The following is a 15,320-nucleotide window of genomic DNA, read 5'->3' as shown; positions in this document are numbered from 1 at the left end:
TGTAACCTTTAGCTCCAGCGCGGTACCCGCAGCGTGATCACTAGGCCGCCCTGTTCGCCATTGTGTGCTTCAACCTGCCCACCGTGGGCCAGCACCACTTTGCGCGTGATAGCCAAACCCAGGCCATAGCCCTTGCCAGACATCGCCGATTTTACCCGGACGAAAGGATCAAAGATGCTGGACAGCTTCGACTCCTCCACGCCCGGCCCCTGATCGCTGACCTGGATCTGGAATAACTGGTCGATACGCGTCAATACCACGGTCACCCGCTGGCCATGGCTGGAAAAGCGCAAGGCATTGCGCACAATGTTCTCAACCGCCCGGCGCATCAATTCGGCATTACCTTTTACGGTGTATTCCTCGTCGGAACTGGCCTGCAACACGATCTCTACGCCGGGGATCTGCGCTTCGTAGCGCGCATCGTTAACCACCGCCTCCACCAGCCCATAGAGATCGAAATACTCTTCATCATCCGACAGGCCGTTGTTCTCGGTACGCGACAGCGCTAGCAATTCGCCAATCATCTTGTCCAGCCGCCCGGCTTCGTGCTCGATACGCTGCAACGAGTTCTCCACGTTCTCCGGATTTTGCCGCCCCAGGCCGATCGCTAGCTGCAAGCGGGCCAATGGCGAACGCAACTCATGGGAGACATCATGCAGCAATTGCTCACGGGCGCTGACCAGCACCTCCAGCCGCTCCGCCATGCTGTCAAAGTCACGCGCCACCTCAGAAAGCTCGTCATGCCGCCGCCGCATCGCCGGGAACAGCCTCACCGCCAGATCACCCTGCGCTACCCGCTCAAAACCAGCGCGCAGTTGGCGCATCGGGCGCGTCAGGTTCCAGGCCAGCATGGCGCTGAACAGCAAGCCCCCCAGCCCACCGACCCACACCATTGGCTCCGGAATGTTCAGCAGGCGCCAGCGCTTGGGTGGCCGATATTCGGCACGCAGTCCTTCCAGATCGTAGCTCAACAGGTAGCCCTGGTTATCCGCACCTGTTACCCATTCCACCATCATTTTCGCGGGTCGGTCGGAGCCTGGCTGGTCAACCGAAGGTTTAGAAGCTGGTGTCACGCTTAAGAAGCGGCGTTCGGTTTCAGGCCACTTGGCAACCATTGCGTTCAGCGCGGGCATCCCACTGCTGCGCAACACCGAAGCCGCAGAGGTCAGTTGCAGATTAGCGATACGCCAGGTCATGCTGTTTTCCGGGACTTCATGGCGATTACCATAAAAGGTAAACGTCACCCACAACGCCTGGGTCATGATGATAAACGTCAGCCAGAAACCGAGCAGTATTTTCCAGAACAGTCTTCCGCGCATCGGCATTACTTGATGCGGTAACCGATACTGCGCACGGTTTCAATGCTCAGTCGGTTATCGGTTAGCGCGCCCAGTTTCTGGCGGATATTGCTGATATGTACGTCTACGCTGCGATCGTAAGCCTCGCGTGGCCGCCCCAGCCCTTTCTCTGACAGTTCATCCTTCGACACTACTCGTTCAGGCGAACGCAGCAGTAACTCCAGCAAATTGAACTCTGAGGCGGTGAGATCGAATGCTTTGCCCTGCCACGCACTGCTACGGGTGGACGGGTTGAGGGTCAATTCGTTAAAGCTCAGGACAGAAACTTTATCCACCGCTTCCGGCTGTTCTTCAAACCGGCGCAGCACCGCACGCAGGCGTGCCACCAGTTCGCGTGGGTAACAAGGTTTGGGCACATAGTCGTCGGCGCCCATCTCCAGCCCGATCACCCGGTCAATATTGTCACCCTTGGCCGTCAACATGATGATCGGCAAGCGGCTCTTTTTACGTACCTCGCGCAGCACGTCGATACCGCTCATGTCCGGCAGCATGATGTCTAGGATCATCGCGATATACTCACCAGAAAGCGCACCCTCCACTCCGGCCTTGCCGGTCAGCACCAGGGACGCGTTGAATCCTTCAGCCGTCAGGTATTCGCTCAGCATGGTGCCAAGTTCCAGATCGTCATCGACCAATAAAATTTTCATGCCCACTCCTTCGCTGATTTGCCGCCATTTTCGCGTCTATTGCCCCGCTACGCAGCCGGTTTTACCTAATCCTTACACAATATGCGAACGCTGGCGGAATATCGAGTTGTTGGCATGGGGGAATGGGAGGAGAGAGTCGTAACAACAATAAACATCGGGTGGCTAACGAGGCCACGATTAGAAAACCGGTGGCGGGGTTTGCATCCCACCACCGATGAACGCTCGGCTACGAAAATACGCCTGTGGACAGGTAGCGGTCACCGCGGTCACAGACAATGGCGACGATGACGCTGCCAGGGTTAGCTGCAGCGACGCGCAATGCACCGGCTACGGCACCACCAGAGCTGACACCACAGAAAATACCTTCCCGCTGCGCCAGTTGGCGCATGGTCTGTTCGGCTTCGCTTTGTGCCATATCCAACACCTGATCCACCAGCTCCGGGCGGAAAATACCCGGCAGATAAGCCGGTGCCCAACGGCGGATGCCTGGAATGCTGCTGCCTTCAGCGGGCTGTAAGCCGATGATATTCACCTGCGGATTTTGGCTTTTCAGGTAGCCACCAACACCGGTAATGGTGCCGGTAGTGCCCATGCTGGAGACGAAATGGGTGATACGGCCAGCGGTCTGCTGCCAGATTTCCGGGCCGGTGGTGGTGAAGTGCGCGTAGGGATTATCCAGATTGTTGAACTGATCCAACACCTTGCCCTGCCCCTGCTGCTGCATCTCCAGCGCCAGGTCACGCGCCCCTTCCATCCCCTGCTCACGGCTGACCAGGATCAGTTCGGCACCATAAGCTCGCATCGCTGCCTGGCGTTCCATACTCATGTTTTCCGGCATCAGCAGCTTCAGCGTGTAGCCTTTCATTGCACAAATCATCGCCAGCGCGATGCCGGTATTGCCACTGGTGGCCTCGATCAGCGTATCGCCCGGCTGAATTTCACCACGCAGTTCCGCCTGCTGGATCATCCCCAACGCGGCCCGATCCTTGACCGACCCCGCCGGATTGTTGCCCTCCAGCTTGAGCCAGATTTCACTGTCCAGCCCTTCGGCCAGTCGTTGTAGTTTTACTAACGGTGTATTACCGATGCATTGTTCCAGCGTGGTCACAATCATTGCCTACGTATAATGTAAAAAGGCAACCCTGGGTTGCCTTAAATGGGAATGGTTAGAAATTATCAGGCGCTTTTAGCTAACGCAACCGGTTGTAACAGTTGTTCACCGGCGTAAAGGCGAGCATTCAGGCTGCCAACGTAGTAACGGTCCCCGCGCGCCGGTGCAGCATGGCCTTCCGACATAATCACGCTGATAGGCTCCTGATGCCAGCCAATCGGCTGCACGGTCAACTGCCAGAAGTGGCCACGCGGGCTGACTTCCAACACCTGCACCGGTAATGGGCATCGGGCGCTGCAATCGGTGCCGATCTCCATTTCCCACGGGCGCAGGAACAGATCGACGCTGCCTTGATGCATTGGCTGGAACGACAGCGGCCATTGGTGAGCGCCCACAAACAGCTGTGAACCGCGGATTTCACCGTTCAGGCGGTTAACTTCGCCCATAAACTCCAGCACGAAGCGGGTGGCGGGTTCACGCATGATCTCGGTCGGTGAACCTACCTGCTCGATATTCCCCTGGCTCATCACCACGATGCGATCGGCGACTTCCATCGCTTCTTCCTGATCGTGAGTGACGAACACGCTGGTGAACTTCAGTTCCTCATGCAGTTGACGCAGCCAGCGGCGCAGCTCTTTACGCACCTGAGCATCCAGCGCACCAAACGGCTCGTCCAGCAGCAGGATCTGGGGCTCCACCGCCAGCGCGCGCGCCAAGGCGACACGTTGCTTCTGGCCGCCGGAAAGCTGTGAAGGGTAGCGGTTAGCCAGATGACCCAACTGCACCATCTCCAGCAACTGCTCCACTTTTTGTTTGATCGCCGCCGCATTCGGACGTTCGCGACGTGGCAGCACGCTCAGGCCAAAGGCGATATTGTCGAAAACCGTCATATGGCGGAACAGCGCATAGTGTTGGAAAACGAAGCCGACGCGGCGATCGCGAGCATGCACGCGGCTGACATCGGTGCCGTGGAAACCCAGCTTACCGCTGCTCTGGCTTTCCAGCCCGGCGATAATCCGCAGCAAGGTGGTCTTGCCCGAACCGGATGGGCCTAACAGCGCCACCATCTCACCGGAAGGAATATCGAGCGAGATATCGTTCAATACCTTGGTACGGCCAAAAGACTTGTTGATACCGTTAATCTCAATGCTCATGATTTTCCTCCCGCTCGAGACGCGCATCCTGACGCGCCAGGCGCCATTGCAGTCCGCTTTTCAGAAATAGGGTGACTATCGCCATCAGGGTCAACAGTGCCGCGGCGGTAAACGCCCCGGCGGTGTTGTAATCCTGATGCAGTAATTCCACTTGCAGTGGCAAGGTATAGGTTTCGCCACGGATAGAGCCGGATACCACCGATACCGCACCAAACTCGCCAATCGCGCGGGCGTTGGTCAGTACCACGCCATACAGCAATGCCCAGCGGATGTTCGGTAAGGTAACGCGGCGGAACATCTGCCAACCGGAGGCGCCCAACAGCACAGCAGCCTCGTCTTCCTGGCTGCCCTGGCTCATCATCAGCGGCACCAGTTCACGGACCACAAATGGGCAGGTCACGAATATCGTCACCAGCACCATGCCTGGCCAGGCGAACATCAGTTGAATGTCATGGGCATCCAGCCAGCCACCGATCGGGCCGTTGGTGCCGTAAAACAGCAGATACAGCAGCCCCGCTACCACCGGCGACACCGCAAAAGGCATGTCGAACAGCGTCAGCAGCAGTTGGCGGCCAGGGAAGGTAAAGCGCGTCACCAACCAGGCCAACAAAGTACCGAACACCAGGTTGACCGGCACGGTGATCAGCGCCACCAGCACCGTCAACCAAATGGCATGCAGCATGTCCGGGTCCGACAGGTTATGCCACACGGCACCCACGCCAGAGGAGAATGCCTCGATAAAGATCATCACCATCGGCACGACCAACAGCAGGATGGAGAACAGCGCGCCAATGGCAATCAGCGTCCATTTTCCCCAATTCACGCGTGGGCGCTCTGCGCCGTTCAGGGCGGTAACATCAGCCATCAGTGCCCTCCAATACGGCGGCCAAAGCGGCTCTGTAAGGTGTTAATGGCAAACAGCAACAGCAGTGATGCCGCCAGGATCACCGAGGCAATCGCACTGGCTGCCGGGTAATCAAACTCCTGTAAGCGCACAAAAATCATCAATGAGGTCACTTCGGTTTTCCAGGCAATGTTGCCAGCGATAAATATCACCGCGCCAAATTCCCCCAGGCTGCGGGTAAACGACAACGCCGTACCGGCGAGCAGCGCTGGCGCAACTTCTGGCAACACCACGCGGCGGAAGCTCTGCCAACGGGTAGCCCCGAGCGTTTCGGCGGCCTCTTCATATTCCGGTCCCAACTCTTCCAGTACCGGTTGCACCGTGCGTACCACGAAAGGAATGCTGGTAAAGGCCATCGCCACCGCAATCCCCAACCAGGTGAAGGAAACCTTGATATCAAAATGAGCCAGCCATTGGCCGTACCAACCGGTGGTAGAAAACAATCCCGCCAAGGTCAGGCCGGCCACCGCCGTAGGCAATGCAAACGGTAAATCCATCAGGCCATCCAGCAAGGAACGGCCAGGGAACTGGTAACGAGTGAGGATCCAGGCCATCAGCATGCCAAACACCGCATTGAAAACGCTGGCGACTCCGGCCGCCAGCAGCGTCACCTTATAGGCCGCCACGACCTGCGGATTGGTGATCACTTCCCAATACTGTGCCAGACTCATTTGCGCCAGTTGCATCACCAGCGCGCTGAGCGGCAACAGCAAAATCAGGCAGGTGAAAAGCAGGCTGCTTCCCAGACTGAGAGTAAACCCAGGCAGTACCCGCTTGCTGGCCATCGAAAACATTACTTATGCCCTGCCGCTAACAGTTGGTCCAATTCGCCGCCCGTCGCAAAGTGGGCACTCATCACCTGCGGCCAGCCGCCGAACTGATCTTCCACGCTGAACAGCTTGGTCTCAGGGAATTGGCTCTTGGCCGCCGCCATCACCTGTGGGTCATTAACGCGATAATAGAAGCTGGTGATCAGTTTCTGGGCCGCCGGACTATAGAGATAGTTCAGGTACTCTTTGGCCACCTGCTCGGTGCCGTTTTTCTCGACGTTTTTGTCCACCCAAGCCACCGGGAACTCCGCCAGAATATCGACCGGCGGCACGATCACTTCATACTTGTCTGCGCCGTACTGCTTGCGGATATTGTTCACTTCGGATTCAAAGCTGATCAGCACGTCGCCCAGGCCACGTTCGACAAAGGTCGTCGTTGCGCCACGGCCACCGGTATCAAACACCACCACGTTTTTCAGCAAACGGGTCATGAACTCACGGGTCTTGGCCTGATCGTTGCCATCAGCCTGGCTGGCAGCGCCCCAGGCGGCCAGATAGGTGTAGCGACCATTACCGGAGGTTTTCGGGTTCGGGAATACCAGCTTCACGTCATCACGCACCAGATCGCTCCAGGTGTGGATGCCTTTCGGGTTGTCCTTGCGCACCAGGAACGCCATGGTGGAATAGAATGGAGAGCTGTTGTTCGGCAGGCGTTGCTGCCAATCTGCCGGGATCAGTTGGCCGCGATCGTGCAGGATTTGCACGTCACTGACCTGGTTATAGGTGACCACATCGGCACGCAGACCCTGCAGGATTGCCAACGCCTGTTTGGAAGAACCAGCGTGGGACTGTTTGATGGTCAGTTTGTCGTTCGGATGCTGCTGATCCCACTGCTTTTCAAAGCCAGGGTTCAGCGCGGCAAACAGTTCGCGGGAGACGTCATAAGAGCTGTTGAGCAATTCTGCCGCCGAAGCCGTACCGCTGGCTAACAATGCCGCCACCAGCCAACCTTTCAACAGCGTATTTTTAACCCGGGAATGTTTCATTCTGCACCTTATCACTGAGTCTTACAGCCGGGCTGATGCCCTGATATTGACCAGTGTATTTATAACTTGATGCAGACCTGTAACGCTTTTATATACCGTTTAGTGATTTTCAAGCATCAAACGCTATAAGGCAGGAGGGGAGCGGTTCACCGCAGAGGGAGAGAAAGCCCGGAGCCAGAGGAACTGGCCCAGAGAATGACAATGTTGATGAATTTATTGTAGAGGCGCCGCATGCTGCACCCGTTTAACAGCGTGCTATACCCCTACATAAAAGCCAATTACATCAAAGCGACATCAGACGCGTCAGCGAAGGTGCGAAGTAGTAGCTGCCGGTCACCGCGCGGCTGAAACGCAGCATCGCGTCGTGTTTGCCGTCCAGCTCGCCGAACATGCTTAACAGCTGCTGTTCGATGTTGTGCAGGCGCGCGCAATAGGCGATGAAATACAGGCCATGTTTGCCGCTGGCGGTGCCATAAGGCAGGCTCTGGCGCAAAATTTTCAGCCCTTTGCCGTCTTCTTTCAGATCGACACGACTGACGTGCGAAGTATCTGGCCGTTGATCCGGCGGCAGTTCTTCACTGTCTTGTTTGGTACGGCCAATGATCTGTTCCTGCTGTTCGGTGGTGAAACGCTGCCACTGGCGCAGGTTGTGCTCATAACGCTGTACCAGCACGTAGCTGCCACCTTCGTCTTCTTCACCAGCGCCAATCACCGCTACCTCTGGGCGTTGTTCGCCCTGCGGGTTTTCAGTACCGTCGATAAAGCCACTCAGATCGCGCTCTTCTACCCAGCGGAAACCGTGCGTTTCTTCTTCAATACGAATGGTGTTACCAAACGCGGCCAGGGCGGCCTGCGCCAGGGTGAAGTTAACGTCATGACGCAGCGATTGAATATGGATCAGCATATCGCGTTGGGTGGCCGGTGCCAGCCCCTTGCCCAGTGGTGCGAAAGGCTTCAGCTCTTTGGCTCCCTGGCCATTGGAAAGGTCATGCCAAACGTCGGAGCCAAAAGCGATAACCGCACCTAAATGGGCATCTGGAAACTGTTGCTGCAACTCGCCGAGCACCTGGCAAAACTGTTTGCAGCCTTGGCGCAGATCGACGAATTCGCCCTGCACCATCGCTTCCATAAAAATGCCAAAACGGCAGTGTTCCAGCAGGATGCCGCTCTGAACCTGTGTCATGTTGATTTCCTCAAGACCTGAATCGGGTAACAGGTTGCCCTGTTATAAACGCGCAATATCATAACGCACAGCAGGCTGATTGCCTTGCCCGAACGCAAAGAAAATAGGGATTTAACGCCAAACGAGGCAGGCACACCGCAAGGTGCGCCCGTAACGAGAATTATTGTGCTTTGGCATGCCAGATGATCTTGCTCACCGTCCAGCTCTGCAGAGTATCGTCCGGTGGGATCAGATCCTGTGGGCCAGCCCATTTGCCACTGAAGATATAGCTGACATTGCGGCTTTGCTGCGCCACGCACTCGACCTTGCCAACATCCTCACCTTCGGCCGGTTTACAAGCACCATAGGCCTTGCTGAACAGTTCGCTAAACGGCGTACCCAGCTTGCTGCCCCATTCGGTGGCGATCTTGGCGTCCATCACGTCAACGCGCTGCACGTGGCCTTTAGGTTCCCCGGTGATCACCAGCTTCACGTCATCGCCGTCCAATGCCTGGAAGTAGGAAACGATCTGCCCTTGATTGGTCGCCATCCCGCCACGTATGCGGTAATTGTTATTCAGCCCCTTGCCAATCGCCGCCTCCGTCATGGGGGTACCGGCCCCCACATCACCGACGCCTTTAGCGCTAACCTCCACGCTGCCGCCAAACCAGTTGAACGGCGACAGGCTGGACCAGGAGAAGTTTGACATGGTCGAACAGCCGGTCAACAACAGCGGTAGCCCTAACAACAGTGGGCGAATATTCATTCATAGCTCCTTAACATCAAAGACATCGGCGATATGCAGCCTCTCATAACCACTGTGGCTGCGCCATCAATTGCCAGGTTGGAGTGCGTAAATTGGGAAAAGTGCCGCAATTTTTAACAATTAACCCGCCTCATCCTGCGGGATAAAACAGGCTTTCAAGCGCCTATTCATTAAAAGATATCCCATCGCCAGCACATCCAACAGCGCCAGCAGGAGATCCAACGGAGGTTCATTGCTGTCTTGCTGCCAAAGGCTGTAAAGCGAGCCGAGCAGCGCTGCCGCCAGCGAAACTATCAGTACCCAACGCCAACTACACCACAGACGTGGCCAATGCTGGCGGCGGCCAGCAATCAAGAAGGCCAGCGCCGCAGGCAGCCCAAGCGCAATACCGTACCAAAAGCGCTGAGTATCTGGATAGAACAGCTGTAACAAGCCAGCACCCTGATCGCGTGAGGTACCCGCCATCACAAACAGTAGCCAAGTACGAGCCTGTAAGATTAGTACGCCCCAAAACCACAGCGGCAACCGTAACATACCGTGCTGATCGTAATCGTCCGGTGAAAACCGGTGTGTTGACGCCTTCAAATACTTTTCCTTGCCGATGTTATGATTACCCTTGCAAATGGCGACGGTGGCCACCATTTTCAATCTTCAGCTTAAGAAGCTCTTAAGATCCTTATGGTTTAATCAGGTTATGTCCCGCTAACGGGAAATCATTCAGACCACTGATAAGGAAGATCCAGATGAAAAAGATCGCTTTAATTACACTCATCGCATTATGCAGCGCACCGGTTCTAGCTCAACAGGGCGGGTTCCTCGACCCCAACGCGACACCGGCTCAAACGCAAACCAGCCCGCAAGGTGGCTTCTCCGGCCCTAGCGCCGCGCTGACCACGGTAGATAAGGTCAAATCGTTGAGCGATGATACCTGGGTGATGTTGCAGGGCAATATCGAACAGCGCGTGGGTGATGACACCTACACCTTCCGCGACGCCACCGGCACGCTGACGGTAGAGATCGACAGAAAGCGCTGGAACGGCCAGACCATCACCCCAAAAGACAAGGTTCAGTTGGAAGGGAAAGTGGATAAAGACTGGAGCAACGTGGAAGTCGATGTGAAAAACATCAAAAAACTGCCTTAAACCAGGGCTTGGGGCGGTGGCAACCACCGCCCTGACGATCAATACTCTTGATCTTCGATCAGGCGTTTCCCCAGACTGGTGATCGCCTGAATTTCGTAGCCGAGCTTTTCATACATTTCGATCACGGTGTCGTTGTCTTCACGCACCATCAGCTGAATTTTCGGACAGCCGCGCGCAATCAGCTTTTTCTCCAGCCGACTAATCAACGCATTGGCAATGCCGCGCCCGCGATAGTCTGGGTGAACGCCCAGGTAATACGCCGAGCCACGGTGGCCGTCGTAACCGCCCATCACCGAGCCAACCACCTCACCGCCCACTTCCGCTACCAAAAACAGATCCGGATCGTGGTTCAGTTTGCGTTCAATATCCATCTCGGGATCGTTCCATGGCCGTAACAGGTCGCAACGCTCCCACAGGGTGATGACTTCTTCAAAGTCGTCTTGCCGAAATACGCGAATTTCCATCGTTGCTCGCTACTGTTAATTGAACTTTTTTCTGATTATTGCGTAATTATTAACTGATACCCACAGTCTTTCAAGCTGCAGCGTTTTGCCAGGTAATAAATGGCAATAGTTATCAAGTCGATTAATGGGGATCAATACGCTATAACGTCGCGAAATAGATTGATCGAGTTGGAGCCGCGCGTGATGAAAAAACAGAGCAAAACCTACCTCAATTTCAGCCCTCTCACCGCTTCATCGACCCGCCGCCAACTGCTGCTCTCCGGCCTGGCTCTGGCCCTGCTCGGGGGAAAAACCTCAGCCACCCAGGCCAATATGCTGCAACCAAAACCGCACAGCAAACCGCTCCCCAAAGCCACGGGGAGCAAAAGAGTGGTGATGATCGATCCCGGCCACGGCGGTATCGACTCCGGTGCCGTGGGCCATGAAGGTTCACAGGAAAAACACGTGGTGCTGGAAATTGCCAACCATGTGCGGCGTTTTTTGCATGAGCACGAGCACGTTGAAGCCCGCCTGACCCGGGAGGAGGATGAGTTTATCCCGCTGTTCCAGCGCGTGGAGATCGCCCACCAGCACCAGGCCGATCTGTTTATCTCGATCCATGCCGATGGATTTACCAGCCCGGATGCCGCCGGTGCTTCGGTGTTTGCCCTTTCCAACCGCGGAGCCAGTAGTGCGATGGCACGCTATCTCTCCAATAAGGAAAACGCCGCCGATGACGTCGCGGGGGGCAAATACAAAGAACAGGACAACTATCTACAGCAGGTGTTATTCGATCTGGTGCAAACCGACACCATCAACAACAGCCTGACCCTGGGCCGCCACGTGCTGGGCCAGATCCGCCCGGTTCACCACCTGCATAGCGAAAGCACCGAACAGGCGGCGTTTGCCGTATTAAAGTCCCCTTCTATTCCTTCGGTGCTGGTAGAAACCTCGTTTATCACCAACCCCGGTGAGGAGCGCCTGTTAGGTACCACCGCCTTTCGCGAAAAAATTGCCCGTGCCATCGCAGACGGTGTGATCAATTTCTTCCACTATTACGACGTTCACCAACGTAAGCCGCGCTAGACCTGCAAAATACGGGGCGAGAAGGTATACTTGCCGCCCTGTTCAGTTACCCATTGCGAAAAACCCGTATGAGTTTACCCACCATTGCCGCAGTAAAATCCTTCCTGCTGGCGTTGCAAGACAAGATTTGTGAGCAGTTGGCCCAGGCCGATGGCGGCGCCGATTTTAAGGAAGATCGCTGGACGCGTGAAGAAGGCGGCGGTGGCCGCAGCCGGGTGCTGACCAACGGTGCGGTATTCGAACAGGCCGGGGTAAATTTCTCCCACGTTTCGGGGGCCACGCTGCCCGCCTCTGCTACTGCGCATCGTCCAGAACTGGCCGGGCGCAGCTTTCAGGCGATGGGCGTATCACTGGTGATCCATCCGCTTAGCCCCTATATTCCCACCAGCCATGCCAACGTGCGCTTCTTTATCGCGGAAAAACCGGGCGAAGAGCCGGTTTGGTGGTTTGGCGGCGGTTTTGACCTAACGCCGTTCTATGGCTTTACCGAGGACGCCGTTCACTGGCACCGTACAGCGCTTCAACTCTGCGCCCCCTTCGGCGACGACGTGTACCCGAAATACAAAAAGTGGTGCGATGACTATTTCTTTATCAAACACCGTAACGAAGCCCGCGGTATCGGCGGCCTGTTCTTTGACGATCTGAATGCCCCGGATTTCGAAAGCTGCTTCGCGTTTACCCAGGCGGTAGGTGAAGGCTTCCTGGAGGCCTATCTGCCGATCGTGGAAAGACGTAAAGCACTGCCTTGGGGCGACCACCAACGCCAGTTTCAGCTGTATCGCCGTGGCCGCTATGTCGAGTTTAATCTGGTGTGGGATCGCGGTACGCTGTTCGGCCTGCAAACCGGGGGCCGCACCGAATCGATCCTGATGTCGATGCCGCCTTTGGTGCGTTGGGAATATAACTTCCAGCCCGCAACCGACAGCCCGGAAGCCGCGCTATACCGTGACTTTCTGCCAGTACGCGACTGGCTACAGGAGCAACAATAATGCAGATTTGGGTCGATGCTGACGCCTGTCCAAACGTGATCAAAGAAGTGCTGTTCCGTGCCGCAGACCGTGCGGCAATGCCTGTCACCCTGGTGGCTAATCAGCCTTTGCGCACGCCCCCTTCGAAATTTATCCGCACCTTGCAGGTTGCTGCAGGATTTGACGTGGCGGATAACGAAATCGTGCGCCGCTGTGAAAAAGGCGATCTGGTGATCACCGCGGATATCCCGCTGGCCGCCGAAGTGATAGAAAAAGGCGCTATCGCCCTGAATCCACGCGGTGAGCGTTATACGCCCGACACCATTCGTGAACGCCTGAACATGCGTGATTTTATGGATACCCTGCGCTCCAGCGGGATCCAGACCGGGGGGCCGAACACTCTCAACCAGCGCGATCGCCAGCAGTTTGCCAATGAGTTGGACAAGTGGCTGCAGCAGGCGAAACGGGCCAATTAGCACCGGAGGCCCCCCTCCATCAGCTTAGAAGCGCACCTCGCCACCAAACAGATAAGTCCGCCCGCGGGCGGTGTTGGCCGCGGTTGCCTCATCCCCTTGGATCGGCAGCATATTCAGCTTGTTAAGCGCGTCGGAATAGCTTTTGTCCATCACGTTTTGCACGCTGAATTTCAGCAAAACATTACGGTTGATCTGATAGGTGCTGTACAGATCGATAACGGTGGGAATATTTGGCATCTCCTGTTTCATCAACATCCCGTTTTCCTCACTCATTTCAAAGTCAGGAGAAAGGCGGCGAGCCTTGCCGGTATATTTGATGATGCTACCCACGGTCAGCGCTTCGTCAAAGAAACGTAACCCGCTATCCAGCGTGAAGTACATGTCCGGCAGTTCATTGATATCCCCCGCGCCAAAGTAGCTACTGGCGATAGAGGTAGGTTGGTCAGTATGCTGTTTGCTAAATGAGGCACGGGCAAAACCGCGGCCAGCATCATAGTTAGCTTCCAGCTCCACCCCGTGGGTACGTACCGGCGTCAGGGAGTTGACGTAGATATACATATTATCCGAGAACTCTTCGCTGGCATCGCTCCAGTCATTCTGCAAGTTCTCACCCAAACTACACTTGCGGCCATTGCGGCACACCATGTAAGACTCGCTAAAGATATAGTTTTTGATTTTACTGGTGTAAACCACCGCCTTAAAGCGCAGGGTGTCCTGCTTGAACAGCAGATCGTTGCCGCTGAGGTTAAAGCCCGCTTGCCAGGTTTCTGAACGTTCGCCTTTCAGGAACGGGTTCATCGAAGCGCCGCCGGAATTAGAGAAGAACACTTCCTGAATATTAGGAGCGCGCATCGATTTACTGTAGCTGGCAAAAGGTTGCAGCCAAGGCGTGACCTGTGCAGACAGCATCACCGACGGGTTAAATCCGTGCTCCTTCAGATCGATATTGGCACTGCCCTGCGGAAAACACTCCACCCGCAAATCACAGGCCGGTTTAAAGCCGGTGAGCTTGTTGTTGGCATAATTGAGATTGAGATCGAGCTGGTAGATATCACGGTTGAGCTGCAAGCCGGTGTACAGGCTGGCGATACGCTGGTCGCCCGACGGAGCAAAGGTGTTGTTCTCGATCGCCTCATGCGCCGTCTGCGGATCCTCAATCTGCGATTCAACGTGCTTGTCGTACTGGTTGCGCATCAGTTTACCGCCGTAGGTGAATGCTACGTCGGTCTGCCACAGGCTAAAGCGGCTGGTATTATTGATATCCAGCGCGTCGGAGCGGTTTTCCGCATTGGTATTAAAGAAAGTGAACAGTGAATCGCTGTCATACTTCTGATTACCCTTGCTGTGGCTGGCGGTCATATTCAGATCCACCAGCTCAGAAAATGGCGCGTAGTGATATTTGAGATAAAAATCGTTGCTGTCGATATCGCGGCGCGAGAATTTATTCTGGTAAGTACGGGCAGATAATTCAATGCTGTGATATTCGTTGGGCTTGATATCCACCTTGAACAGCTGCGATTTGGGGTTTTGCTTCATAAACTCGTCGTAACCAAAATCTTCACTGCTCACGCCGTCGCCGTTGTTGAAGTTGGAATAAATGGAGCTGCCGCTAATGGCCGCCATCACGCCCAAACTGCCGGTATCGGTGAACGCCGCCCCTTTGGCCCCAACGGCGATCATACCGCTGCGGCCAATACCGTTACTGCCCACGGAGAACTTGGTGCGCACGCCAAACGGATTATCGGCAAACACCACATCATCCACGCCGATAGTGCGGAAGTTGGCGCTGCCCGCCAATGCGTTCACCCCAGATGCACCGCTGTTCTCACCACGTGCCACATCGACCCCAACAATAAAATTCGGGTCGATCAACACGCCGGATTGATTGTTGGTGGAACCATGGGACATCACGCCAGAGGTCGAGGTGCCAAAATAGCTCTGGGTAATGCCATCAACCATGGTATTTACCCGGCCAAAACCGCTCATCCCACGGATATTGACGCTGACCGCCCCCTGGCTGGGATCGATTTGAGTAAAGGTGCCGGGCATGCTGCGCAGGATATTATCTATCGACTGTAGATTTTTATTTTCGTCGCGCGAACTGAATGCCCCTGGCTTTTCCAATGCCTCCTGTTCGCTGTTATTAGCCGCCGCCGAAACGTTCAGCGGGCTGAATACCGCCTGGCCTTTATTTTCTGCGGCCAACAGCGGGCCAGCCAAAACCATACCGGTGCCAACCGCACCAATAAGCAGTTTAAATTTCATATATCCCCTAAAGTATTGCTAT

General features: G+C 55.7%; 16 protein-coding genes. 4 read left to right on the top strand and 12 right to left on the bottom strand.

What is annotated here, in order from left to right:
• Positions 1-8: 8 nt before the first annotated feature.
• The 10 genes from ACMV5I_RS17055 to ACMV5I_RS17010 form a co-directional block, all read right to left on the bottom strand.
• Positions 9-1,319, bottom strand: a complete 1,311-nt coding sequence (locus tag ACMV5I_RS17055; protein ID WP_414824890.1) for an ATP-binding protein — start codon at positions 1,317-1,319, stop codon at positions 9-11.
• 5 nt (positions 1,320-1,324) lie between these two features.
• Complete coding sequence (locus ACMV5I_RS17050) at positions 1,325-2,005, bottom strand: response regulator transcription factor (RefSeq protein WP_202811233.1); 681 nt, start codon at positions 2,003-2,005, stop codon at positions 1,325-1,327.
• Between the two features lie 226 nt (positions 2,006-2,231).
• Positions 2,232-3,113, bottom strand: a complete 882-nt coding sequence (cysM, locus tag ACMV5I_RS17045) for a cysteine synthase CysM (protein WP_098931856.1) — start codon at positions 3,111-3,113, stop codon at positions 2,232-2,234.
• A 68-nt stretch (positions 3,114-3,181) separates the two neighbouring features.
• Positions 3,182-4,270, bottom strand: coding sequence for a sulfate/thiosulfate ABC transporter ATP-binding protein CysA (gene cysA / locus ACMV5I_RS17040; protein ID WP_021178698.1), 1,089 nt, complete (start codon positions 4,268-4,270; stop codon positions 3,182-3,184).
• Positions 4,260-5,135, bottom strand: coding sequence for a sulfate/thiosulfate ABC transporter permease CysW (gene cysW, locus ACMV5I_RS17035; protein WP_021807067.1), 876 nt, complete (start codon positions 5,133-5,135; stop codon positions 4,260-4,262). Before cysW ends, cysA begins: the two co-directional genes overlap by 11 nt.
• The gene (gene cysT, locus ACMV5I_RS17030) at positions 5,135-5,968 is read right to left on the bottom strand and encodes a sulfate/thiosulfate ABC transporter permease CysT (RefSeq protein ID WP_021178700.1); all 834 of its coding nucleotides are present in this window, start codon (positions 5,966-5,968) and stop codon (positions 5,135-5,137) included. Before cysT ends, cysW begins: the two co-directional genes overlap by 1 nt.
• Positions 5,968-6,990, bottom strand: a complete 1,023-nt coding sequence (locus ACMV5I_RS17025; RefSeq protein WP_021807068.1) for a sulfate ABC transporter substrate-binding protein — start codon at positions 6,988-6,990, stop codon at positions 5,968-5,970. The genes cysT and ACMV5I_RS17025 overlap by 1 nt, the downstream gene beginning before the upstream one ends.
• Positions 6,991-7,273: 283 nt before the next feature.
• Positions 7,274-8,173 carry a Dyp-type peroxidase gene (locus ACMV5I_RS17020; protein ID WP_024484486.1) on the bottom strand — a complete coding sequence of 300 codons (900 nt, stop codon included), beginning with the start codon at positions 8,171-8,173 and terminating at the stop codon, positions 7,274-7,276.
• A gap of 160 nt (positions 8,174-8,333) precedes the next feature.
• Positions 8,334-8,918 (bottom strand): RpoE-regulated lipoprotein, encoded by a 585-nt coding sequence (locus ACMV5I_RS17015; protein ID WP_414824889.1) that lies wholly within the window; start codon positions 8,916-8,918, stop codon positions 8,334-8,336.
• A 120-nt stretch (positions 8,919-9,038) separates the two neighbouring features.
• Positions 9,039-9,503, bottom strand: a complete 465-nt coding sequence (locus ACMV5I_RS17010) for a DUF2919 domain-containing protein (protein ID WP_202811235.1) — start codon at positions 9,501-9,503, stop codon at positions 9,039-9,041.
• A gap of 158 nt (positions 9,504-9,661) precedes the next feature.
• Between ACMV5I_RS17010 and ACMV5I_RS17005 the strand changes: the two genes are divergently transcribed.
• Entirely contained in the window at positions 9,662-10,060 is a 399-nt protein-coding gene (locus ACMV5I_RS17005; RefSeq protein ID WP_024484489.1) for a YgiW/YdeI family stress tolerance OB fold protein, read from the top strand.
• Positions 10,061-10,098: 38 nt separating this feature from the next.
• On the opposite strand, the gene ACMV5I_RS17000 is transcribed toward ACMV5I_RS17005, so the two are convergent.
• A complete protein-coding gene (locus ACMV5I_RS17000) occupies positions 10,099-10,524 on the bottom strand; it encodes a GNAT family acetyltransferase (RefSeq protein WP_021807072.1) in 426 nt (141 codons plus the stop codon).
• 183 nt (positions 10,525-10,707) lie between these two features.
• Here ACMV5I_RS17000 and amiA point away from each other — a divergent pair, with 183 nt between their 5' ends.
• From amiA to ACMV5I_RS16985, 3 genes are all read left to right on the top strand, one after another.
• On the top strand, positions 10,708-11,589 hold the full coding sequence (amiA, locus tag ACMV5I_RS16995) for an N-acetylmuramoyl-L-alanine amidase AmiA (protein ID WP_368439608.1): 882 nt from the start codon (positions 10,708-10,710) through the stop codon (positions 11,587-11,589).
• 68 nt (positions 11,590-11,657) lie between these two features.
• On the top strand, positions 11,658-12,578 hold the full coding sequence (gene hemF / locus ACMV5I_RS16990; RefSeq protein WP_414824888.1) for an oxygen-dependent coproporphyrinogen oxidase: 921 nt from the start codon (positions 11,658-11,660) through the stop codon (positions 12,576-12,578).
• Positions 12,578-13,033, top strand: coding sequence for a YaiI/YqxD family protein (locus ACMV5I_RS16985; RefSeq protein WP_024527105.1), 456 nt, complete (start codon positions 12,578-12,580; stop codon positions 13,031-13,033). The genes hemF and ACMV5I_RS16985 overlap by 1 nt, the downstream gene beginning before the upstream one ends.
• A gap of 24 nt (positions 13,034-13,057) precedes the next feature.
• Here ACMV5I_RS16985 and ACMV5I_RS16980 read toward each other — a convergent pair whose 3' ends face one another.
• Positions 13,058-15,298, bottom strand: a complete 2,241-nt coding sequence (locus ACMV5I_RS16980) for a TonB-dependent receptor domain-containing protein (RefSeq protein WP_024484493.1) — start codon at positions 15,296-15,298, stop codon at positions 13,058-13,060.
• Positions 15,299-15,320: the final 22 nt, after the last annotated feature.

The organism is Serratia sp. T13T92 (assembly GCF_047530105.1).
Lineage (GTDB): Bacteria > Pseudomonadota > Gammaproteobacteria > Enterobacterales > Enterobacteriaceae > Chania > Chania fonticola.
The sequence above is the reverse complement of the archived record's forward strand: the minus strand, read 5'-3'. Positions and strand labels throughout refer to the sequence as shown.